The sequence below is a fragment of the Luteibacter sp. 621 genome (assembly GCF_050435445.1).
In the GTDB taxonomy this organism is placed as follows: domain Bacteria; phylum Pseudomonadota; class Gammaproteobacteria; order Xanthomonadales; family Rhodanobacteraceae; genus Luteibacter.
In genome coordinates this window covers 26,236-48,203 of the sequence record NZ_JBNDKI010000020.1, presented here as the reverse complement: position 1 = coordinate 48,203, position 21,968 = coordinate 26,236, and the positions used below count along the sequence as shown (strand labels likewise).

Genomic DNA, 21,968 nt, shown 5'->3' with positions numbered 1-21,968 from the left:
GGTGCTAGCGTTACAGGCTACGCCGCCCTCACGTCACCCCTCGGAGCGCCCCCATGGCACTGAAAGACCTGATCACCGATCCGCTTGGTTTCGGCACCGCGCCGCTCGGCAACATGTTCCGCGACATCCCCGAAGAAGAGGCCCAGGCCACCGTGGATGCCGCGTGGGGCCACGGCATCCGCTACTACGACACCGCGCCGCTGTACGGCGCGGGGCTCGCCGAGATCCGCCTCGGCAAGGCGCTGGCCGGCCATGCCCGCGAGGATTACGTCATCAGCACCAAGGTCGGCCGCATCGTGCTCGATGAGGTCGAGGACGTGAACAGCCGTGACTTCGGCGAGAAAGGCGATGTGTTCCGCTATGGCCTGCCCAACAAGGTCGTGAACGATTACTCCGAAGACGCCACGCTGCGCTCCATCGAAGGCAGCCTCAAGCGCCTGGGCACCGATGTGATCGAGATCGCCTGGGTCCACGACGTGGCGCAGGATTTCTACGGCGACGAATGGCTCGCCCAGTTCGAGAGCGCACGCAAGGGTGCGTTTCGCGCGCTCGACCGCCTGCGCGATGAAGGCGTCATCAAGGCCTGGGGCCTTGGCGTCAACCGCGTGGAGCCCATCGAGATCCTGATGGAGCTGGAAGGGCCGCGCCCCGATGGCTTCCTGCTTGCCGGGCGCTACTCGCTGCTCGATCACAGCAAGGCCCTGCAACGCGTCATGCCCACGGCGCAGCGCGAAGGCCTGGGTATCGTCGTCGGTGGTCCGTACAGTTCCGGCGCGCTCGTGGGCGGCAAGCACTTCGAGTACGCCCCGGCCAGCCCGGAGATCCTGCACAAGGTGGCACGCATTCGCGGCATTGCGGAAGCACACGGCGTGAGCATGAAGGCTGCCGGCCTGCAGTTCAGCCTGGCCCATCCTGCCGTTGCCGCGGTCATCCCCGGGGCCAGCCATCCGGGCCGCATCGCCGAAGACAAGGACGCCATGCGCGAGCATGTGCCGCGTTCGTTCTGGCTCGAGCTGCGCAAGGAAGGCTTGGTGGCGCCTGATGCGCCGTTGCCGGGCGACGACTGACGGAAACGAGCCGTCGCTATAGCTGCAAGAACCCACGCTGGATCGCCAGCATGACGGCGTGGGTTCGGTCGCGGGCGTTGAGCTTGGAAAGGATGCTGCGCATCCGCGACTTCACCGTCTCCTCGGAGACGAACAGCTCACCGGCGATCATCTTGTTGCCATGCCCCTGGGCCACCAGCGCGAGCACGGCGATCTCCTTGGACGTCAGCAGTTCCGTGCCCGCATAAGCGGCCAGATCGTGCGTGACATCGGGATCCATGACGTGGCGCCCCAACATGGAAGCCCGAATGGCACGGATGATCTCGTCCAGGCTGGATGACTTCAGCAGGTACGACGTGGCGCCGAGCATGAGCGCGCGCATGATCCGCGCATCGCCGGGGTAACTGGTCAGGACGATGATATTGGCATCGGGGAACTCGCCACGAATGGCGCTGATCGCTTCAAGCCCATCCACATCAGGCATCTGCACGTCCATCAGGGCGACGCTGGGGCGCAGTTCGCGAAACTTCTCGATCGCCTCACGGCCGTTGGCCGCTTCGCCCGCCAGGGCCATGTCCGCCTGGGTAGAGATGGCAGCGCGCAGGCCATGCCGCATGACCGGGTGGTCATCGGTGATCAGTACGCGAATCAGGCTGCCTGCGTTATCCGCGTCGCTCACGGTGGCGCTCCCCGCGCGTAATAACGCCACCGTGCATCGCGGGCGGTTCCCGGTCAATACCCAAGGGAGTGAAAGTGTGACCCCCGGCCATGGCGGCAAGGTCCAGCCCGCAGGGGGTGGGGCTTTATGACGGGCTGGCCTACCGTTGAGGACGGGAAACTCCGTGGAGCATCGCCATGCCTGCAACGTCTCTGTTCGGTCCGTTCCGCCTTGAACCCTCACGCCGCACCCTCTACCGCGATGGCACCGCGGTGAAACTGGGCAGCCGCGCCTTCGATATCCTGGTGATGCTCGTGGAGCGGCGCGGAGGTGTTGTCACCCCGCGCGAACTCATGGCCGTCGCCTGGCAAGGCCTCGTCGTCGGCGAATCCAACGTACGCGTCCAGATCGCCAACCTGCGCCAGGCCCTTGGCCGCGAAGGCGAGGGCGCCGGTTACATCGCCAGCGTCCCGGGGCGCGGCTATACCTTCCTGGCCAGCGTCACCCGGCCGGTGGAGGTAACGGGTCCCACGCCAGCGATTCCGAAGCCCACCTGGCTGGCCGGTACGTGGTCATGGCGCTGGGTCGGTTCGACGATCTGAGCGGCGATAGCGCGAAGGCTAGGCCGTCGCGCCACCTGCGGCCGCTGCCATACGCGGTGAACGCGGCAGCGTGATCGCAAACACCACCAGCCCAAGCAGGGTCAGGATGAAGCCTGCCCAAGCGGCCGAGAGCAGGCCTAGCCCGGCCGCAATCGTCGCGCCGCCACCCCATGCGCCGATCGCGTTGGCAACGTTGAGTGACGCCAGGTTCATCGCGCCCATGAGTGTGGGTGCCTCGGGTGCGAACTGGGTGAGCCGCACCTGGATCGTCGGGATGGCGATCATCATGGTGGTGCCCACGCCGAACAGCGTAGCCATGAGGATCCATGGGTTGTCGCCAGCCACGGCCAGGGTCGCAAGTACGAACAGCGCGGCACCATAGCCGATCACCAGCCCGCGCTGCGGGTACCGGTCGGCGAGCTGGCCACCCACGAGGTTGCCCAGGGTCATGCCGATACCGAACAGCGCGAGCGCCACGGGAATCCATGAGCGGTCCAGCACCACCACATCGGTAATGAACGGTCCGATGAAGGTGTACACGGCAAAGATGCTGGCGACGCCGAGCGCCGCCACGAGCATCGTGGCCCATACCGAGCCCTTGCGCAGGGCGCTGAGTTCCTGGACCAAAGGGGCGCCCTTCAAGGCATCGGTGCGCGGCACCCAGGCCAGCAGTGCGAAGAACGCCAGCGCCCCCAGCCCGGCCACCGCGAGGTACGTGTTCCGCCAACCGAGGTTCTGGCCGAGGAAGGTGGCCAACGGCGAACCGATGATGGTGGCCACGGTGAGGCCGGTCATAACGAGTGCGAAGGCCTTGCCACCTTTGCCCGGCCCGACGATATACGAGGCCACCACGGCACCCGCGCCGAAGTAAGCGCCTTGCGGCAAGCCACTGATGAAGCGTGCTGCGGCGAGCATGCCCAGGTTGACCGCCTGCGACGACAATACGTTGCCGATCACGAACAGCACCATGAGGGATAGCAGCAGCGCGCGGCGGTTGAGGCTGGCCGCGGCAAGCGTCACGGCCGGCGCGCCGATCACTACACCGAAAGCATAGGCCGTGATCGCGTTGGTCGCGGTAGGTAGGCTGATGCCCAATGACGCCGAGAACAGCTGCAGGATCCCCATGCTGGCGAACTCGGACGTGCCGATGCAGAAGCTGCCCAGGGCAAGGGCGAACAAGGTCAACGTGCGCCGTGCCGCTTGCTTGCGGTCCTGGCAGTGCACCTGCACCGCGGCGCACTGTGCTTCAAATGCCTTCTCATGCATGGAGCGAGCCTCTCAAGGCCCGCGGCGGCGCACGCGCTCAAAGCGCATCCACTGCCTCGAGCGGGATGGGGTTGCGTGTGGCCAGGTCGTTGATGCGGCCAAGATAGTCCTGGTAGTGCGGGCTTGCCCGGTGCGCCTCGGCGCCGGCGGTATCGACATACAACTCGTCGATCACGAAGACGCCGGGCGTTTCGCGGTGCCGCCACAGGTTGTAGTGCACGTTGCCCGGCTCGCCGCGCGAGGGTGCTGTCATGCCGCGAAGCAGTGCTTCGAGTTCGCCGGCCTTGCCTTCTTTGGCGGTCAGGACGGCTATCACCTTTACTTGCTTCGACGACATGGCGGCATTTCCTTGGGGTGGCGAAAGCCTGCAGGTTAATCGACCTTGGCCAGGGCTTCAGCGATCGCCTTGCCGACGATGGTGCCGGAGGCCGGGTTCTGCCCGGTGATCAGGCGCCCGTCCACGATCAGGTGCGGCTGCCAGGGATCCACGCAGGTGTACTCGGCACCGGCTTCGCGCAGCACGCCTTCCAGGTCGAAATCGACATCGCGCGCGGCGTAACCATCCTCTTCCGCCTTGGAGAACGAGGTGAGCTTGCGGCCTTTGACGAACGGCGTGCCGTCCTCGAAGCGCACACCCAGGAAGGCGACCGGACCGTGGCACACCGCCGAGACGATCTTGCCGCCGTTCCAGGCTCGCAACACGGCCTGCTTCACGTAGCGATCCTTCGAGATATCGACCATGGGGCCCAGGCCTCCTGGGAAGAAGATCGCGTCGTAGTCGAGCACATCCACTTCGGAGAGCTTGCGGCTGCATTGCAGGCGGCGGAAGGCCGCACTCTCAAGGAACTTCTTCTGGGCCGGGTCCGAGCCGTCGTACCCATCGTGCGGAACAATGCCGCCAAGCGGCGAGGCAAATTCGACGGCGATGCCGGCTTCCTCCAGCTGCTCGAACGGATGGGCGATCTCCGGGAAGAAGAACCCGGTGGTGCGTTCGAAATTACCGATGACTGCCGTGTTGGTCGCAATGCAGAGAACGTGCTTGACGCGCATGGTGGTGGCTCCGTCGATGGGGTGGAAGGAAAGGGCGACGATCAGAAGGTCATCACCGCACGGCCGACAATGTCGCCGGTGCGCAACAGGTCGATGTACGTGTTGAGCTCGTCAAACGTGATCTTCTTGATCGTGTGCTTGATCTTGTCCTGCGCAGCGAGCGCCATGACCTCCATGAGATCGGCGTTGTTGCCCCAGAACGAACCGTGGAAGCTCTGCTCACGCGACACGCGTGGGAACAGCGGGATATCGATCCGATCGCCGACGAGGCCCACATCCACGTAGTGGCCGCTGATGGAAAGCAGGCTCATGCCCAGCTGGATCATGGCCGGCGCACCGGTGCAGTCGATGATCGCGTCCAGTTCGCCCTGGCCGAACGCCTGGGTGAGGTCCTTCCTGATATCGGCTTCCGATTTACCCTTCACCGCGATGGTGTGGTCTACACCGTAATCGCGCGCCACGCCCAGCTTCTCTTCGCTACGCGCCAGGGCGACCACGCGTGCGCCGCCGCCGAGCAGGCGGGCGTACTGCACGGCATACGCGCCCAGGCCACCGACACCCAGCACGCCGATGACGCGATCGGGTCCCAGTGCACCGGCATCGCGCAGCTTGCGCACCCCGCGGTAGGTAGTCAGGCCGGCATCAGTGAGCGGGGCGAGTTGTTCGAACGGAAGGTTCTTACCCACCTTGATGACGTAGCGCACCGGCACCGGGATGAACTCGGCAAAGCCGCCCACGGGACCGAAGCCCGGCCAGCGCACGTTCGGGCAGATCTGCGTATCGCCCACCTGGCAGTGCCGGCAGATGCCATCGCCCCAACCGGGCGCCACGACGACGTGATCCCCTTCCGAGATGCCCGCCCCCTTGGGTACCAGCGAGCCCATCTTCGCGATCACGCCGGTTATCTCGTGGCCGAGCGTGAGCGGCGGCTTCAGGTCGGCATACGGGCGGAAGTAGCCATCGATCAGCTGCACATCCGAACGGCACATGCCGCAGGCCTTCACCTGTACCAGCACCTCGTCCTCGGCGATATCGGGCACCGGGATGTCTTCCAGGACCAGGGGCTTGCCGTACTCATGCATGCGTGCCGCTTTCATGGTGTCTCACCTCGGGATGGATGGGGAAGGGATGTCACGCGAGTGCCGTGAGCGCGGCCTCGGCCACGGCGATGTCCTGTTCGACGGTGCCTGCGCTGGTGCCCACGGCCCCGATGATCTGGCCCTCGTGGATGACCGGCATGCCGCCGCCGAAGATCACCACCGCGCCTTCGTTGCTGTTCTGGATGCCGTACAGCTGGCTGCCGGGCTGGGCCAGCCCGCTGAGGAATGCGGTGGTCTTGTCGAAGATGCGCGCGGTAAGGGCCTTGTGGATCGACAGGTCGATGCTGCCGATCAACGCGCCGTCTTGGCGGACGAAGGCAAGCAGCCTGCCACCGGCATCCACCACCGCGATGTTGTAGGCGATGCCGAGTGACGTAGCCTTGGCTTCCGCGGCGGCGATCATGGCTTTGGCATCGGCTAGCGTGAGTGTCTGGAACGAGCGTGGCATGGCCACCGACTCCACGGCGCAGGTGCATTCTGGTGTAACACGGCACCTGGCAAAGGTGCCTGTTAAGCGCGGTAAAACCGCGGCGAACGATGCTAAGCGCGTGGCGTCAGCACTTACTTCGCGGGCGCGGAGTCACTGGCCGGCGGCGCATGCAGCGTGCGTGCTTCATGGGTGGGCCGCGTGAATGGCGTGGGTTGCGGGCGCTGGAAATTCGCGAGTCCCGCGGTAGCCCAGTCAATGCCGGCGAGCTCGCGCGCGAAGCGGTCGGCGTCGCGTCGGCGTACCGTTTCAGCGACTTCATCGGCTTCCACGCGGGGAACACCGAGTTCCACCAGTGCCAGGCTGCCAAAGCGCAGCGCCGATTCGAAGGTTTCGCGCTGGTGAATCTTTACCCCAAGTGCGGCCATGCGCAGCGAATGTTCACGGTCGTACGTGCGCACCATCAGTGTCGCGGCGGGGTAGCGCTCCTTGGTGATGTCGATGATGGTGTTCGCCGTGGTGCGTGAATCGACGCAGATGGCGATGACCTGTGCTTTCTCAGCGCCTGCGGCGTCCAGCACATCCAGCCGCGTGCCATCGCCGTAATAGATCTTGAAGCCGAACCCGGTCGCCGCCTCGATCATCTCGACATCGGTATCGATCACCGTGACATCCACATCGCGCGCCAGTAGCGATTGGCTCACTACCTGGCCGAAACGGCCGAAGCCGATCATGAGGATGCTGCCCGTGAGGCCGGGCGGTACATCGGTGGCATGCGGCACCACCGAGCGCGCGGGCAGGAAGCGGCGGGCCGTGGCATGCACCACCGGGGCGAGGGCCATGGAAAGCACGACGATCGCGGTAAAACGTGCGTTGTCTTCCTGGCTCATGAGCCCGGTGGCCGCCGCGCCGGCATAAAGCACGAAGGCAAACTCACCGCCCAAGGGCATCAACAGCGCGCGGTCCAGCGCCTCTGCATGGCCATCTCCGAGCGCACGGCCCACGCCATAGATGGCGGCCATCTTGGCGGCCATCATGATCACGACGCCCAGCAGCACGGACACCAGGTGTTCGCGCACGACATCCAGGTCCAGTGCCATGCCTACGCCCAGGAAGAACAGGCCCAGCAGCAGGCCGCGGAAAGGCTCGATGTCCGCCTCAAGCTGGTGGCGAAAGCTGGATTGGGAAAGCAGCACGCCGGCGAGGAACGCGCCCAGGGCCATGGACAGGCCGCCCAGTTGCATGAGCAGCGCGGCGCCCAGCACGACGAGCAGTGCGCCTGCACAGAGCACCTCGCGCACCTTTGAGCGGGCCAGTACGCGAAACAGCGGATCGAGCAGCCAGCGGCCGGCGATGAGCAACGCCAGCAGGCAGCCGATGCCGATCAGCGCCGATATCCACGGCACCCCGCTGGCGGCACTTTCGTGCGCGGGCGACATCCAGGCGACCACGGCCAGCAGCGGCACGATGATCAGGTCCTCCAGCAGGAGAATCGCGACCACCTTCTGGCCGGAGGGCTGGTTCAGTTCCCCCGATTCGGCCAGCAACTGCATCACGATGGCGGTAGAAGTGAGTACGAAGCCCATGGCACCCACGAAGGCGACGCGCGGCGGTGCGCCGAGCAGCCAGGCCACCAACGTGAGGGCGGCACCGCAGGCCACCAGCTGGATGAGGCCCAGGCCGTAGATCGTGCTGCGCAGCGCCCACAGGTGCGCGGGGCGCATTTCCAGCCCGATCACGAACAGGAACATGACCACGCCAAGCTCGGCCAGGCCGAGGATCGCCTCCGGGTCGGTGAACCAACCCAGCACGAAGGGGCCCACCAGGACGCCGGCCACGAGGTAGCCGAGTACCGCGCCCAGCTTCAGTGCACGAAACAGGGGCACGACCAGCACGGCCGCGCCCAGCAAGGCCACGGCTTGCAACAGCTGGCTATTGGCGATGCCGGTCATGCCGCGATGCTATGCCGGCCGCGGATGCCGGGATTGCAAAAGTGCGCCAAGCCCCGTTAAGCCGCGCATGGCCCTTGCACCGGGCGCCCGTGGCCGTCACGCTGCGTGGGTGGGGCTTTGCCACGGGCAACGAGTACCGCGCATGCGAACCGCGATCACCATGGGGCTGTGGCTGCTGATGGCGGCGGGTGCGCGCGCGAGCGATGAGTACGTCAACCCGATGTTCTGTTATCGCATCGTGCAACCGGCGGGCGTCGCGAAGGTGATTCCGCGCGCCGATGGATCAGGCATCACCATGGAGTGGGGTGCGCCGTGCCCCGGCCCCTCGTGCATCTCCATAGGCATCGCCGCGGGGTACCCGCGCGGCCCGGGCGATCTTCCCCACGCCCACGCCTATTACCGCTCGCTGGGTTGGGTCGCCGGCGCGCCCGTGCGGCGCACGATCGCTGGCACGCCGTGGGTTCAATACGCGATGTCGCGTCGCGGGGCGGCCCTTACCCTTAGTGAGTTTTCGCGCGGGCGGGGCAAGGCCACGTATGTCGTGCTTGCGCAATACCCGCCGGTTGCCGCGCCGCGCGCACGCCGCCAGGTGGCCGGCCTGCTGGCATCGTGGCGCTGGTTGAGCGCGTGTCTCTAGCTGCGCGCCGGGCGGTTGGCGCGCCGGCGCAGGCAGCGCAGCGGCAAGGCCAGGGCGATACGGGTGCCCCGGGTGTTCGACTGGATCGATAGCGGCGCGCCGAGCGTGGTCGCGCGTTCGCGCATGCCAGCGATGCCCCAGTGGCCGGATTCCCGTGGATCGCTGTCTGCGTTATGGCCCATGCCGATGCCGTCATCCGAGATGGTGAGTTCGAGTGCTCTGCGCGTCGTCACGAGGCGTAACTCGATCCGCGCCGCGCTGGCGTGGCGGAATGCATTCACCAGGCTTTCCCGGCAGATCGCCAGGATATCTTCACCCACTTCGGGGTCGATATCCTGGTCCTCCACGTGCACCTCAATCGCCATCGACACCGCGGAAGCCTTCTCAAGGAGGTGCGCCAGCTCTTCCACCGCCGCCCCCAGTTTGCGCAACGAGGTGATGTTCGTGCGCAATTCACGCACCCGGTCGCGGCCTTCCACGATGAAATCGTTCGCTACCTTCAGCGTGCCCTGGATGCCTTCCTGCATGGGGTCGTCCTTCGGAATCGCCGAGGCGACGGCCTGGAAGCGCAGCATGATGCCGTAAATGGCCTGCAGCAACGTATCGTGCAGTTCACGCGCTATCCGTTCGCGCTCCTCATGGCGCGCTTCCGATTGCAGGCGTACGGCGCGCGATACGCTGCGGATGCGCCACACGTACGCGATGCCGATCAGTGCGAGCACCAGCAGTGCCTCAAGCGCGATGAACCACGCAGCCTGGTAGAAGCGTGGCGGGATATCGATGGCGATGCGCGCGCCGCGTTCGTTCCACACGCCATCGTCGTTCGAGGCGATCACGTTGAAGTGGTACGTGCCGGGTGAGAGGTTGGTGTAATACGCCTGCCGCCGCGTGCCGGCATCCACCCAGTCCTTGTCCTCGCCATCGAGCCGGTAACGAAAGCGCACGCGCGAGGGGGAGGTGAGGCTCACCGCGGTGTAGTCGATCTGTAGCGAACCATCGCCGGCAGGCAGGCGCACGGGTCCCGCGGGATCGAGCACGCGGCCATCCGCCTGCACCCCGGTGATATAGACCGGCGGCGGGTTCGTGTTCCGCCGCAGCACCGAGGCGGCCAGCCAGTACAGCCCCTCGTTGGTCACCAGCCAGATCCGTCCGCTGTCATCCTGCTGCATGCTCGGCACGGGCTGGCCCTGGCGGGCAATGCCCTGGATGCCGTCGCGGAAATCGAATGGCCCGGCCTGTGGGCGGTAGCGCTGATTGGCGAATGCGCTCGCCAGTTCCGCTGCGGTGAAGTGCAGCGCACCGTGGCCGCCATTGATCCATACATCGCCGTTGGCGGCCTGGACAATCCCGGTGATCCCCATGAGGGCAGGGAAGTCACGATCGGTGAGCGATTGCATCTGGCCGCCGTGGTAGCGGGCAAGGCCGGTGCTTCCGCCGAAGTACACGTCGGTGTGGCTTGCCGTGATCGTCGCCAGGCTGCCGATATCCATGCCGTTGCGCTGGTCGTACAACGCTTCCCGGCCAGCCGGGCCCACGCCGAGCACTTCGCCGCCCGCATAGCCGAGCCAGAACGTTCCATCGGCCGCCATGGCGCCGGTGGTCGGATACCCCTTGGTTCCCTTTGTTTTCGGCGCCCATGGCTCCCAGCGATCCTTGCGGAACCGATGCACACCCAGGCCTTCGATCGACGCCCACAACTCGCCCGCCGCGCCCGCCGCGAGGAACTTGAGCCGCGATCCGTAGAGCCCATTAGGCAGCGGCACGGTCTCCAGGTGCCCATCGCGGTAGCGGTACAGGTCGTGGTAGCCCACCACCCAGAGCACACCATCGGCATCGAACAGGATGCTGAGGATGTCGGGAACCCCGGCAAGCACGGTGACCAGGTTATCGCCGTCCAGCCGGTACACCGTCTCCTGGTTGGATAGCCACAGTTGCGCGTGGGCATCGCGCGTGACGCTGGTATGCAGGCGCGCCTCGGGTCCGAAGTCGCGCAGCGCGCCCACGGGGCCACGGTGGTAACTATCGATGCCCGCGGCCGTACCGATCCATGCGTTGCCCTCGCGATCCACGATGACCGGCGTGGCCGTATTGGAGGTAAGGCCCTGTGGCGCGGTGAAGTTGCTGGTGACATCGTCGTCGGCGACGATGCCGGGGGTGCCGAGTTGATCGGGTGCCGCGACATGGAAGACCTTGCCGGTGCCCAGCCCGGTGGCCCACAGCCCGCCGTCATGGTCGAACGCCATGCGCAGCGCCGCGTGTACATCGGTGACCGGCAGGGAGGCGGCATCGGCCATCGTGGGGTGAGCGGCGGAAAGGCCGGACAGGGGGCGCGTTCCGTGCAACCGATCGGAAACCCACAGCGTGCCCTTGCCATCAAGCGCGAGCGTAGCGCCCGGGGCAAGCGCCACGTTGGTGGCTTTAAACGTCGCGGCGCCCCGTGGCAGGTAGACCAACTGGTTAACCGCCGCCACCCACAGCGTGCCCTCGGCATCGAACTGCGCCCAGTCGGCACGATCGGCGGCGTAACCCCAATCATCACCGACCTTATGCCAGCGCGCGCCATCGAAGCGGCCCAGTCCCTGGCTGGTGGCGGCCCACAGGTCGCCATCAGGCCCTTCAGCGAACACCAGTACCCAGCCAGGCGGAAAGCCATCGGCCACGTCATAGGCACGCAATGCGCCATCCGCGATGTATGCGGCACCGCCATCGTAGAAGCCAACCCACAGGCCGCCGCGGGCGGTGAACTTCAATGCGGTGATATTGGCCGAGGGTAAGTGCTCCCCGGCGGGTGGCTGGTAGCGCGAGAAGGCCACGCCGTCGAAGCGGTAAAGACCCGTCCCCGAGCCAAGCCACAGGTAGCCATCAGGCGCCTGCGCCAGCGCGATGTTGGCTGGCGGTGCGCCATCCCGCGTGGTCCAGGCCTGGTGGACGAAGTTTCCCGGCTGTAGCGCTCCGTTATCGGCGGCATGGGCCACGGCGGCGCACGCCAGGGCCACGGCCACCAGCAACCTGGGCAGTATTCGTGCAAGCGCAATAAAGGCCATCGCAAGGGATTTAGCGGCGGCCCCTGGGAAAAGATTGGTAAATCCGTTCGGCCCTTACCCCGCGCGGAAGACGATCATCTTCTCCGCGGTCATCTCCTGCATCGTGTAAGGAATGCCGCCCACCCCATGGCCGGAGACATGCCGGCCGGCGAAGGGCATCCAGTCCACGCGGAACGCGGTGTGGTCATTCACCATGACCGCCGAGGCATCCAGCTGTTCGGCCGCCCGGAAGGCCGAACCCAGGTCGCGGGTGAAGATGCTGGACTGGAAGGCCTCGGGCAGCGAGTTCGCCTCGCGGATGGCGTCGTCCAGGTCGGTGAAGCTGTAGACGCACGTGAGCGGGCCGAATACTTCCAGCGTCGAGACCTTCGCGGTCTTCGGCGGATCCAGCAGGATGGTGGGGTACAGCGTGGTTTCACTCAGCCGGCCACCGCCGATCGGACGCGCGCCGGCTGCCACGGCCTCATCGATCCAGGCCTGTACGCGGTCGGCTTCCTTCGGCGTGATGAGCGGGCCGACCTCGGTTTCCGCCAGCAACGGGTCACCGGTACGCAAGGCCTGCACGCGGCGTGCGAAGCGGTCGGAGAAGTCCTGGCGCAGGCTTTCATGCACGTAGATGCGCTGGACCGACACGCATACCTGGCCGGCATGGTAGTAACCGCCCTTGGCCATCGGTTCGATCAAGCGCTCCACGTCGGCACTCTGGTCGATGATCACGGGCGCGACGCCACCGTGCTCCAGCGCGCAGCGTGCCCCCGGGGCGAGCTTCGAACGCAGGTGCCAGCCGACGCTGGCTGAGCCGATGAAGCTGAGGAAGGCCACCCGTGGGTCGGCAACGAACGCCTCGGCGAGTTCGCGTGATTCGGGAAGGAACGCCTGCACCCAGCCGGGCGGCATGCCGGCCTCCTGGACCAACTGCACCATCTCCAGGCAGTTCAATGGCGTGGCTGCGGCAGGTTTGATGATCACCGGACACCCGGTGGCAATCGCCGGCGCCAGCTGGTGCACGATGAGGTTCAAAGGATGGTTGAAGGCGGAAATGGCCGCGACAACGCCAATCGGCTCGTTGATCGTCCACGCGCGGCGGTTCTCGCTGGAGGGCGTGACGCCCATGGGGATTTCCCGGCCACCACGCGTACGCAGGGTTTCGGCGGCACCGCGCACACCATCGATCGCGCGGTTCGTTTCCACCATGGCATCGGTGTAGGGTTTGCCGCCTTCGCGCGCGATCTGCCGTGCGAAATGCTCGCGCTTGCCTTCCATCAGCGCGGCGAGCTTATGCAGTACGTCGATGCGTTGGTGTGCTTTCAGCCATGCCGAGCGGTTGCGGAAAAACGTGTGGGCCGTGTCGAGTTTCTTTTCGAGCGCGGTGGCATCGTCCGTCGGTACCTCGGTGATCGGTTGGCGATCGAATGCTTGCACGATGGTGAGCATGGCGAGCCCTCATGGGGGCGAAAACCCCGCGGCAGGCGAACAGGTTAGCCCCGCGTGGGCGCGCCCACGTGTTAAAGCCCGTGAGTTCTGGCTAAGCGGGCCGCCGGTCGGGGCGGGCGGGAATCACCAAGACGCGGCCCATTTCGCGCGCGCTGAATCCTCGGCTATCCGCCGCTTCCAGCGGCTCTTCGGGGAGTGAGTGCCGTGACACGTATCTCGTTGAAAGAAACGCTTCTGAGTTCGGCCGTCGCGCTGGCGATGATGGCAGGCGCCGCCAGCGGGCCCGCGTGGGCGCAGGCGGCACCGAACCCGAACAGCCCGGTGGTGAAGATCAACGCCGCAGCGGCCACCGCGAAGATCGAAACGACGCCCCTGCGTGGCCCGCTCAGCATGCTGTCGGGCTCGGGCGGAAACATCACGGTGCTGACCGGTAAGCAGGGCAAGCTCATGGTCGATGCGGGCATCGCCGTTTCGCGGCCACGGATCGAGGAGGCACTCACTGCGCTAGGCAAAGGGCCGGTCAAATACCTGATCAACACGCACTACCACTGGGACCACACTGACGGTAACCCCTGGGTGCATGAAGACGGCGCCACCATTATCGCCACTGCTGGCACCGTCAAGCGCGTGACCGCGACGACGCGCGTGGACGATTGGGACTACACCTTTACACCGCTGGCGAAGGGCGGCGTACCGACCGAAATCCTGAAGTCCAACAAGACCTACCATTTCGATGGCCAGACCGTGGAGGTACGGCTTCTGGAGCCCTCGCACACCGACACGGACCTGTACGTGTACTTCAAGGAAGCCAACGTTGCCTCATTGGGTGACCTGTTCTGGAACGGCGTGTATCCGTTCATCGATAACGAGAACGGCGGTGGGATCGACGGCATGATCAAGGCCGACGATGCCATCCTGGCGGCGCTGAACGATGATGTGGTGCTTGTTCCTGGGCACGGCCCGGCAGGGACGAAGAAGCAGTTGCAGGCGTTCCGCGACATGCTGGCCGGTATTCGCGACAACGTGGCGGCACTTAAAAAGCAGGGCAAATCACGCGATGAAGTGGTCGCGGCCAAGCCCACCGCGAAATACGACGATGTCTATGGCCACTTCGTCATCGGTCCGGATTTCTTCACCCGGATCGTTTACGACGGTTTGAAGTGACTGGCCACGCCCGCCCGCTCCGGCAGCACCTCGGTGATCCAGTCGAGGAACGCCCGGAGCCGGGCGTTGTTGCGACGATCGGCGGGGTACACCAGGTAGGCCGGTAACGGCGCTGGCTGCCAATCGGCAAGCACCGACACCAGTTCGCCGCGCGCCAGGTGAGGGGCCGCGGCGAACGTAAAGGTCTGCACGATGCCCAGCCCTGCGACAGCGGCCGCGGTATGCGCGTTGCTCTCGTTCACCTCGACGGTGAGTGAGAGCCCCGCGTCGGCGTCGCGTTCGCCGTCCGCAAAGCGCAGCGGGTGGGCACGGCCGGTGCGCGCGGAGAAGTAGCCGACCACGTCGTGGCTGTCGCGTACCAGGTCATCGGGATGCTGTGGCGTGCCGCGGCGGGCGAGGTAATCCGGCGAGGCGCAGGTCGTCCATGGCAGGTTCACGATGTGCCGGGCCACGAGGTTGGGATCGTCGGCCGTGCTGCGTATGGCGCAGTCGATGCCCTCGCCGATGAGGTCCAGGGTGCGATCGGAGACGCCCACCTGCAGGCGGATGCCCGGGTAGCGCTCACGGAACGCGGGCAGGGCGGGGATGATGAGGCCTGCGGCGACGGAGCCGCCGGTGTCGATGCGCAAGGTGCCTGTCGGGCTGGCACTGCCCCTGGCCAGCGTGGTCTCAAAATCGTCGAGCTCGGCCAGCCAGTGGCGCGTGCGTTCGTAATATGCCGCGCCCTCGGCAGTCACGGAGACCCGGCGGGTCGTTCTCTCGAACAGCCGGACGCCAAGCTGGGCTTCCAGCATCTGCACGAGCTTGGTCACGGTGGATTTCGGCAGCCGCAGCCCGTCCGCGGCTTTGGCGAACCCGCCGGTTTCCACAACCCGGCCAAAAACGCGCATGGCGAGCAGATGGTCCAAGATTGTTTCTCCCCAGGGATAGTGAAATCGCTTTCGGATTATTTATCCGCGAATCGCGAATAGCCAGACTATCACCCATCGACCGCGCCGCGGTCACCGGAGCCAGACCATGCATACCCTCGCCAACAGCAACATCCACACCACCCGCCACGCCGGCAAGATCGCCCTGGTCACCGGCGGCAGCTCGGGCCTGGGCCTCGCCACCGCGGAGCGCCTTATCCGCGAAGGCGCCACCGTCTACATCACCGGCCGCCGCCAGGCCGAGCTCGATGCCGCTGCCGCGAAGACCGGCGCCATCGCCATCCAGGGTGATATCGCCGTGCCGGCCGACCTCGACCGCATCTTCGCCACGATCAAGGCGCGCAGCGGCAAGCTGGATATCCTGTTCGCCAACGCCGGCGGCGGTGAGTTCGCACCGCTGGGCCAGATCACCGAAGCCCAGTTCGACAAGTACTTCGGCATCAACGTGAAGGGCACGCTCTTCACCGTGCAGAAGGCACTGGAACTGATGGGCCCGGGCAGCGCCATCGTGCTCAACGGTTCCATGGTCTCGATCAAGGGCGCCCCGGCGTTCGGCGTCTACGCCGCCACCAAGGCCGCGCTCCGCTCGTTTGCCCGCACCTGGGCCAGCGACCTGAAGGGCCGCGATATCCGGGTGAACGTGGTGGCCCCGGGCACGATCGTCACCCCGGGTTACTCGACCGAGCTGGGCATGAGCGAGCAGCAGATCTCCGATTACGCCGCTTACGTGGCCGGCATCACCCCGCTGGGCCGCACGGGCGAGCCGGACGAGATCGCCAAGGCCGTATCGTTCCTGGCCTCGGATGATGCGAGCTACATCACCGGCATCGAGCTGTTCGTCGATGGTGGCCAGGCGCAGATCTGATCACGTTGATCGGGTCAGCCCAGGCTGACTAGAAGGGCTACCTACGGCGCCTGCGTAATTGTACGCAGGCGCCGTTTTACGTGGCGCCGGAACATGCCCGCGGGGGAACCGAGGTGTCTACCGGAGGAGCTGCGACATGGCAAAGCGCTTGTGGGCCGAGTTCTTCGGCACGTTCTGGCTGGTGTTCGGCGGTTGTGGCAGTGCCGTGTTCGCGGCGGCATTTCATGAGCTTGGCATCGGCTTCGCCGGCGTGGCCCTGGCGTTTGGGCTCACCGTGCTCACTATGGCGTATGCGGTGGGGCATCTCTCCGGCGGGCACTTCAACCCAGCGGTCACACTGGGCTGCTTAACCGGCGGACGCATCGCGGCGCGTGATGTGCTCCCTTACATCATCACGCAGGTTATCGGCGGTATCGCTGCCGGCGGCGTGTTGTACCTCATTGCCAGCGGCAAGCCGGGGTTTGATGTGACGCTGGGTTTCGCGACCAACGGGTATGGCGAGCATTCGCCGGGTGGTTATTCGATCGTTGCTGCGGCCGTCGCCGAGTTCGTGCTCACGGCATTCTTCCTCATCGTGATCCTGGGCAGCACCTGCAAGCTCGCGGCGACCGGCTTCGCGCCGCTCACGATCGGCCTGGCGCTCACGCTGATTCATCTGATCTCTATTCCCATCACCAACACCTCGGTGAACCCGGCGCGCAGTACGGCGGTGGCGGTGTACCAGGGTGGCTGGGCGCTGGGGCAGCTGTGGTTCTTCTGGGTGGTTCCGTTGCTGGGCGGTGCGGTGGGTGGCTGGATTCACCGGGCTTTGCTTGAGAACAAACGCGAAGAAGTGGTCTGAGCACCGGATTCAAGAGCCCGACGCTCTGGTTGTTCGGGAGCGCCCTTGGTCGGTTCATTCGCTAACGCGAATGCATGTTTTCGGCGGCCTACGCCGCCTTAGGCGGGTGGGCTGTCGAGGTCGGGGGCGGGCAGGCCCTCTGTAGGAGCGCGCTTGCGCGCGATCAACCGACAAGGCGTTGACGACGTGTCGCTCGAAAACATCGCTACCTATACGACCGCGGCACCGTAGCCCGATGTGTCGAGGGATGCCGCGACCGCCATCGCCGCTTCGTTGGCTTATCGCGCGCAAGCGCGCTCCTACAGGGCGCGACGCACACGACGGCGTGAGGCCGCTGGCTCTCTGGCACGCAACGAACCATTTAATGCACTGACGGCAGACCACGGGTTCTTAAAGTATCGGTGCCAGGCGATGTGCCAGGAAAGGAGGTGTACCATTTCCTTATTCGCATTGAGGCACACCCCATGTCCCAGAAAATGAAGATCGATTTCGTCTCCGATATCGCATGCCCCTGGTGCGCGATCGGCCTGAGCGGTCTCGAGCGTGCGTTGGAAAACCTGCACGATGTCGTGGAGCCGGAGATCACCTTCCACCCGTTCGAGCTCAACCCGCAGATGCAGGCCGGCGGCGAGAACATGGTGGAGCACATCGTCGCCAAGTACCGCATTCCCGCCGACGAGGCACGCACGAATCGCGAGCGGATCAAGCAGCGCGCGGCCAGCGTCGGTTTCACCATGAACACATCGGATGCAAGTCGCATCTACAACACGTTCGATGCGCATCGCTTGCTCGCGTGGTCGGCGGAGCATGGCAAGCAGCACGCACTCAAGCGCCAGCTGCTCGCGTTGAACTTCACTGAGCAGACCGATCCGGGCAACCACGATGCGTTGGTTGATGCCGCGGGCAAGGTCGGCCTGGATCAGGCGGAAGCGCGTGCCGTGCTCGCCTCCGATCGTTACGCCGATGATGTGCGCCGCGACGAGGCCCTGTGGCAGAGCCGCGGTATCACCGGCGTGCCGGCGGTCATCATCAATGACAAGTGGCTCATCTCGGGCGGCCAGCCGCCGGAGGAATTCGAGCGCCAGCTGCGCAAGATCGCCCAGGAAGGCTAACCCCTCCCGGGGCTCGCATCGCCTAGGTATTTCTGCGGAGTCACCCTGGGCGTGCCTACTGAGTTCCCGTGAATGGCATCGGGCTACCTTCGTCGTACAAGACAAGGAGCCCGTGCCATGCGCCTGCAGCCCATTGCGTTTGTTGTCCTCCTGGCAGCCGTCTCGGTAGCGGCCGTGGCGGCGCCGCCACCGCATAGCGGCTTTCTTGAGTCGTACCCGGCGCTGAAAGCCGATCCCAAGCATCCGGGCGGCTATATCTACGTCGCGCCTGGCTTCTCGCTGAAGGGTTACAGCAAGCTCGAACTCGCTCCCATCACGATCTGGTACGCGAAGGATTCGCCCTACCAGGGCATCGATCCTGAGGAGCTTTCGGGTGTCACCAAGAACCTGAGGGCGGCGATGGTGCGCAACCTGGAGCCGGAATACCCGGTGCTCGAGGTGCCGGGCAAGGATGTGCTGCAGCTACGCATCGCGATCACCCAGGTCGTTGCCGAGAAGAAGAAGCGCGGCATCCTCGGCTACACGCCGATCGGCTTCGTGGTGGGCGCCGCCAAAGACATGGCCACGGCAGGCCCCAACGTGAACCTGAAATCCGCGACGCTCGAAGCGGAGCTGCTGGATCCCTCCGGAAAACAACTGGCGGTTTCCGTCGACCCGCTCGTGCCCAGCGACTTCAACAAGGACACGATGACCTGGGCTGACCTCGGCCAGATCATGGATGCCGCGGGCAAGCGCATGCGCGCACGCCTGGATGGCGACAACGCGCACTGATCAGAAGCTGAGTCCCAACGGCCGGTTGCAGCCGTACTTCTCGTTGGCGCGCTGCACATCCGCCGGTGAGAGGTGGCGCGCGACCAGCTCATCGGGGCTCAGGCTTTGCCACACCTCCACATCGATGCAGTGCTTGTTGGTCACGCCGAACAGGCGCTGCGTGTTGCGCAGCACGGCGCCGATGCCCTGGTTCATGGGGTCGGTCATTTGCATGCCCGGTGCCCTGCGCAGATCTGAGCCGGGTACGCCGTGAATCGCCTGTCCTTGCTGCGCGTTGCGCAGGCGTTCGGCGAAGCCGCCATCGGTGAGATTGCCTGGCGTGCTTGCGGCAGCGCTGGGAAGTGGTGCCACTGGTAAACCTCCGGATGCCACCGTGCCTGCGGCCGTGGTTGCGGCGTGTGGCGGGGTCACGTCTGGCCGCGTCACGGATTTCATGGCGTCGGCAGGTGCCGTGGCCGATACGCTGTTGACGGCGGCGGCGGCGGCGGCGGCAGCGGCAGCGGCGGCATTCGTTTGGCGCTTCGCGGCAGGACGCGCGATCACACGGGGTCTGGGCGCGGGCGGCGCGGGTGACGCTACCGCAATCGACGGAGGAACCAGGCGCAACTGAAGCGTCGAGTCCGGTTCGCGATCGATCCGTGCCGGTACCCACCGAAAGCTTGCCGGCGGCAACAAGGCGAGAAGAAGGCCGGCGTGGCTGGCGATCGCCACGACCATGGCCGCGATCCTTCCCCTGGATAACCTGCGATTCCCCGCCGCCATGCCGTTGCCGTGCTCCAGCTCCCTTGATGGGGTATGGACGGCCATGCGTCCGGTTAGTTCCCCGACGGGCGCCTGGTGCCAAAACTGTGACCCGCATGGCGGTTTCGACACGCGCGCGCCGTCGCGGCCACCGGCGTGCAGAAACTGTCATAACCGGCCGTGACAATCGCCGCCGCAGGGGACAACTCAGCCTACGGGGCAATCATGACCTCCCAGGATCGGCGGCACTTCCTGAAGCTTTCCCTTGGCGCCGCGGGCGCCGCTTTCACGGCATCGGTGGTGCCGCCTTCGATCCAGAAAGCGCTGGCGGTGCCGGCAGCCCGGCGCACGGGCACGCTCAAGGATATCGAGCACGTGGTGATCCTGATGCAGGAGAACCGCTCGTTCGATCATTACTTCGGCAGCATGCGCGGCGTGCGCGGCTTTGGCGATACACGGACGCTGACACTCGGCAGCGGCCGCTCGGTATGGCACCAGCCGTTGACGGCAGGCGGCGACGACTACCTGCTGCCGTTCCGCCCGCAGGCGGATAACCTGGGCCTGCAGTTCCTCGAAGACCTGCCGCACGGCTGGAACGATACGCAGGCCGCCTTCAACGGTGGCAAGTACGACCAGTGGGTGCCGTCGAAGGGCACCACGACCATGGCCTACCTCACGCGCGAGGACATCCCGTTCCACTACGCGCTGGCCGATGCGTTCACGGTGTGCGACGCGTACCACTGCTCGATCCTCTCCTCGACCGATCCCAACCGCTATTACATGTGGACCGGCTACGTCGGCAACGACGGGCAGGGCGGTGGCCCCGTGCTTTCCAATGCCGAACTCGGTTACGGCTGGACCACGTACCCCGAGCGCCTGGAAGCCGCGGGCGTGTCATGGAAGATCTACCAGGACATCGGCACGGGGCTGGATGCCGCGGGTGGCTGGGGCTGGGGTTCGGATCCGTATATTGGCAACTACGGCGACAACTCGCTGCTGTACTTCAATCAGTACCGCAATGCCGAGCCGGGCAGCCCGCTGTACGACAAGGCACGCACCGGCACGAACACGTTGAACGGCCAGTCGCTGTTCGACATCCTGCAGAAGGATGTCGCCGCCGGGACGTTGCCTGCGGTCTCGTGGATCGCCGCCCCGGAAGCGTACACCGAGCATCCCAGCTGGCCGGCGAACTACGGCGCCTGGTACGTCGACAAGGTGCTCGATGCGCTTACGTCGAACCCGGAGGTGTGGAGCAAGACCGCGCTGTTTATCACGTACGATGAAAACGATGGCTTCTTCGATCACACTTTGCCCGCGTTCCCGCCGGCAAATCGTGACCGTGGTCTGTCGACCGTTAGCATCGATGGCGAGGTATATCCGGGCGGCAACGGGTTCAACGCCGGCGTGTACGGCCTGGGTGTGCGCGTACCGATGCTTGTGGTCTCGCCGTGGAGCAAGGGTGGCTGGGTGTGCTCGGAGACCTACGACCACACCTCGATCATTCGTTTCCTTGAGCAGCGCTTTGGCGTGCGCGAGCCGAACATCTCGGCATGGCGCCGCGCGATCTGCGGTGACCTGACCCGTGCGTTTGATTTCGATGAGCACGATGGCCGCGTGCCGCGGCTACCGGCGACGGCCAGCTATGAGCCCGACCGCGGCAACCACGACACGCTCAGCCCGCCGGTGCCCACGCATCAGCACATGCCGCGGCAGGAGCGCGGCCAGCGCCCGGCGCGTGCGCTGCCGTACGAGCTGGATGTCACGGGCAAGATCGACCAGGGGCAGGGGCGTTACCTGCTCGACTTCAACAACACGGGCGACGCCGGTGCGTGTTTCCACGTGACCTCGTCGCTGCGTTCGGATGGCCCGTGGGTATACACGGTGGAAGCCGGCAAGGCGCTCTCGGACTACTGGACCAGCGCCAACAGCGGTGACGCCTACGACCTCACCGTGCTCGGCCCCAATGGTTTCCTGCGCCAGTTCAGCGGCAAACAGCCCGCGAAGGGCGATGACCCTCGCCGCCTGGCGCTTCCTGAGGTCACGCTTAGGCCAGGTCGCCGCAACGGCGACCTGCACCTGGTGCTCGTGAACCATGGTGGCCGCCCCTGTGCCATTACCGTTACGGCTAACGACTATCTGCACGAGCCGCCGCGCCGCTACTGGCTCATGCCCGGCCAGCAGATCGAAAGCCGCTGGGACATCACCGGCTGCGACCACTGGTACGATCTGACCGCCACCAGCGACACCGACGAGCTGTTCCTGCGCCGCTTCGCCGGCCACCGCGAAACCGGCCTGCCTTCCGTCTCCGACCCGGCCCTGGGCGGCTGAT

At 65.7% G+C, this 21,968-nt stretch carries 20 protein-coding genes; 9 read left to right on the top strand and 11 right to left on the bottom strand.

Annotated features, from left to right (window positions below; all coding sequences use genetic code 11):
* The first annotated feature begins 53 nt into the window (after positions 1-53).
* Positions 54-1,067: an aldo/keto reductase gene (locus ABIE56_RS18280; protein ID WP_429245228.1), complete on the top strand. Its 1,014-nt coding sequence runs from the start codon at positions 54-56 to the stop codon at positions 1,065-1,067.
* A gap of 16 nt (positions 1,068-1,083) precedes the next feature.
* On the opposite strand, the gene ABIE56_RS18275 is transcribed toward ABIE56_RS18280, so the two are convergent.
* A complete protein-coding gene (locus ABIE56_RS18275; RefSeq protein WP_429245227.1) occupies positions 1,084-1,725 on the bottom strand; it encodes a response regulator in 642 nt (213 codons plus the stop codon).
* Positions 1,726-1,901: 176 nt separating this feature from the next.
* Here ABIE56_RS18275 and ABIE56_RS18270 point away from each other — a divergent pair, with 176 nt between their 5' ends.
* Positions 1,902-2,306, top strand: a complete 405-nt coding sequence (locus ABIE56_RS18270; protein WP_429245226.1) for a winged helix-turn-helix domain-containing protein — start codon at positions 1,902-1,904, stop codon at positions 2,304-2,306.
* An 18-nt stretch (positions 2,307-2,324) separates the two neighbouring features.
* Here the strand turns inward: ABIE56_RS18270 and ABIE56_RS18265 are convergent, their stop codons facing one another.
* The 6 genes from ABIE56_RS18265 to ABIE56_RS18240 all read right to left on the bottom strand — a co-directional run bounded on the left by ABIE56_RS18265 (position 2,325) and on the right by ABIE56_RS18240 (position 8,101).
* Positions 2,325-3,572, bottom strand: a complete 1,248-nt coding sequence (locus tag ABIE56_RS18265) for an MFS transporter (protein ID WP_429245225.1) — start codon at positions 3,570-3,572, stop codon at positions 2,325-2,327.
* Between the two features lie 37 nt (positions 3,573-3,609).
* Entirely contained in the window at positions 3,610-3,909 is a 300-nt protein-coding gene (locus ABIE56_RS18260; RefSeq protein ID WP_429245224.1) for a putative quinol monooxygenase, read from the bottom strand.
* 35 nt (positions 3,910-3,944) lie between these two features.
* Entirely contained in the window at positions 3,945-4,622 is a 678-nt protein-coding gene (locus ABIE56_RS18255) for a type 1 glutamine amidotransferase domain-containing protein (RefSeq protein WP_429245223.1), read from the bottom strand.
* Between the two features lie 41 nt (positions 4,623-4,663).
* A complete protein-coding gene (locus tag ABIE56_RS18250; protein WP_429245222.1) occupies positions 4,664-5,719 on the bottom strand; it encodes an NAD(P)-dependent alcohol dehydrogenase in 1,056 nt (351 codons plus the stop codon).
* A gap of 34 nt (positions 5,720-5,753) precedes the next feature.
* Positions 5,754-6,170: a GlcG/HbpS family heme-binding protein gene (locus tag ABIE56_RS18245; RefSeq protein ID WP_429245221.1), complete on the bottom strand. Its 417-nt coding sequence runs from the start codon at positions 6,168-6,170 to the stop codon at positions 5,754-5,756.
* A 113-nt stretch (positions 6,171-6,283) separates the two neighbouring features.
* On the bottom strand, positions 6,284-8,101 hold the full coding sequence (locus ABIE56_RS18240) for a monovalent cation:proton antiporter-2 (CPA2) family protein (RefSeq protein ID WP_429245220.1): 1,818 nt from the start codon (positions 8,099-8,101) through the stop codon (positions 6,284-6,286).
* 142 nt (positions 8,102-8,243) lie between these two features.
* On the opposite strand from ABIE56_RS18240, the gene ABIE56_RS18235 reads away from it, so the two are divergent.
* Positions 8,244-8,738, top strand: a complete 495-nt coding sequence (locus ABIE56_RS18235; RefSeq protein ID WP_429245219.1) for a hypothetical protein — start codon at positions 8,244-8,246, stop codon at positions 8,736-8,738.
* On the opposite strand, the gene ABIE56_RS18230 is transcribed toward ABIE56_RS18235, so the two are convergent.
* Complete coding sequence (locus ABIE56_RS18230; protein ID WP_429245218.1) at positions 8,735-11,740, bottom strand: triple tyrosine motif-containing protein; 3,006 nt, start codon at positions 11,738-11,740, stop codon at positions 8,735-8,737. The genes ABIE56_RS18235 and ABIE56_RS18230 overlap by 4 nt on opposite strands.
* Positions 11,741-11,836: 96 nt before the next feature.
* A complete protein-coding gene (locus ABIE56_RS18225) occupies positions 11,837-13,216 on the bottom strand; it encodes an aldehyde dehydrogenase family protein (RefSeq protein ID WP_429245217.1) in 1,380 nt (459 codons plus the stop codon).
* 204 nt (positions 13,217-13,420) lie between these two features.
* Between ABIE56_RS18225 and ABIE56_RS18220 the strand changes: the two genes are divergently transcribed.
* Positions 13,421-14,380 carry an MBL fold metallo-hydrolase gene (locus tag ABIE56_RS18220; protein WP_429245216.1) on the top strand — a complete coding sequence of 320 codons (960 nt, stop codon included), beginning with the start codon at positions 13,421-13,423 and terminating at the stop codon, positions 14,378-14,380.
* Here ABIE56_RS18220 and ABIE56_RS18215 read toward each other — a convergent pair.
* Positions 14,362-15,288, bottom strand: coding sequence for a LysR substrate-binding domain-containing protein (locus ABIE56_RS18215; protein WP_429245215.1), 927 nt, complete (start codon positions 15,286-15,288; stop codon positions 14,362-14,364). The genes ABIE56_RS18220 and ABIE56_RS18215 overlap by 19 nt on opposite strands.
* Positions 15,289-15,397: 109 nt before the next feature.
* On the opposite strand from ABIE56_RS18215, the gene ABIE56_RS18210 reads away from it, so the two are divergent.
* The 4 genes from ABIE56_RS18210 to ABIE56_RS18195 all read left to right on the top strand — a co-directional run bounded on the left by ABIE56_RS18210 (position 15,398) and on the right by ABIE56_RS18195 (position 18,898).
* Positions 15,398-16,174: an SDR family NAD(P)-dependent oxidoreductase gene (locus ABIE56_RS18210; protein ID WP_429245214.1), complete on the top strand. Its 777-nt coding sequence runs from the start codon at positions 15,398-15,400 to the stop codon at positions 16,172-16,174.
* Between the two features lie 136 nt (positions 16,175-16,310).
* Positions 16,311-17,015, top strand: coding sequence for an aquaporin Z (gene aqpZ / locus ABIE56_RS18205; RefSeq protein ID WP_429245213.1), 705 nt, complete (start codon positions 16,311-16,313; stop codon positions 17,013-17,015).
* A 464-nt stretch (positions 17,016-17,479) separates the two neighbouring features.
* On the top strand, positions 17,480-18,127 hold the full coding sequence (locus ABIE56_RS18200) for a DsbA family oxidoreductase (RefSeq protein WP_429245212.1): 648 nt from the start codon (positions 17,480-17,482) through the stop codon (positions 18,125-18,127).
* Positions 18,128-18,244: 117 nt separating this feature from the next.
* Positions 18,245-18,898: a DUF3313 domain-containing protein gene (locus ABIE56_RS18195; RefSeq protein ID WP_429245211.1), complete on the top strand. Its 654-nt coding sequence runs from the start codon at positions 18,245-18,247 to the stop codon at positions 18,896-18,898.
* Here ABIE56_RS18195 and ABIE56_RS18190 read toward each other — a convergent pair whose 3' ends face one another.
* The gene (locus ABIE56_RS18190) at positions 18,899-19,615 is read right to left on the bottom strand and encodes a hypothetical protein (protein ID WP_429245210.1); all 717 of its coding nucleotides are present in this window, start codon (positions 19,613-19,615) and stop codon (positions 18,899-18,901) included.
* Positions 19,616-19,861: 246 nt separating this feature from the next.
* On the opposite strand from ABIE56_RS18190, the gene ABIE56_RS18185 reads away from it, so the two are divergent.
* Positions 19,862-21,967: a phosphocholine-specific phospholipase C gene (locus ABIE56_RS18185; protein WP_429245288.1), complete on the top strand. Its 2,106-nt coding sequence runs from the start codon at positions 19,862-19,864 to the stop codon at positions 21,965-21,967.
* Position 21,968 lies beyond the last annotated feature (1 nt).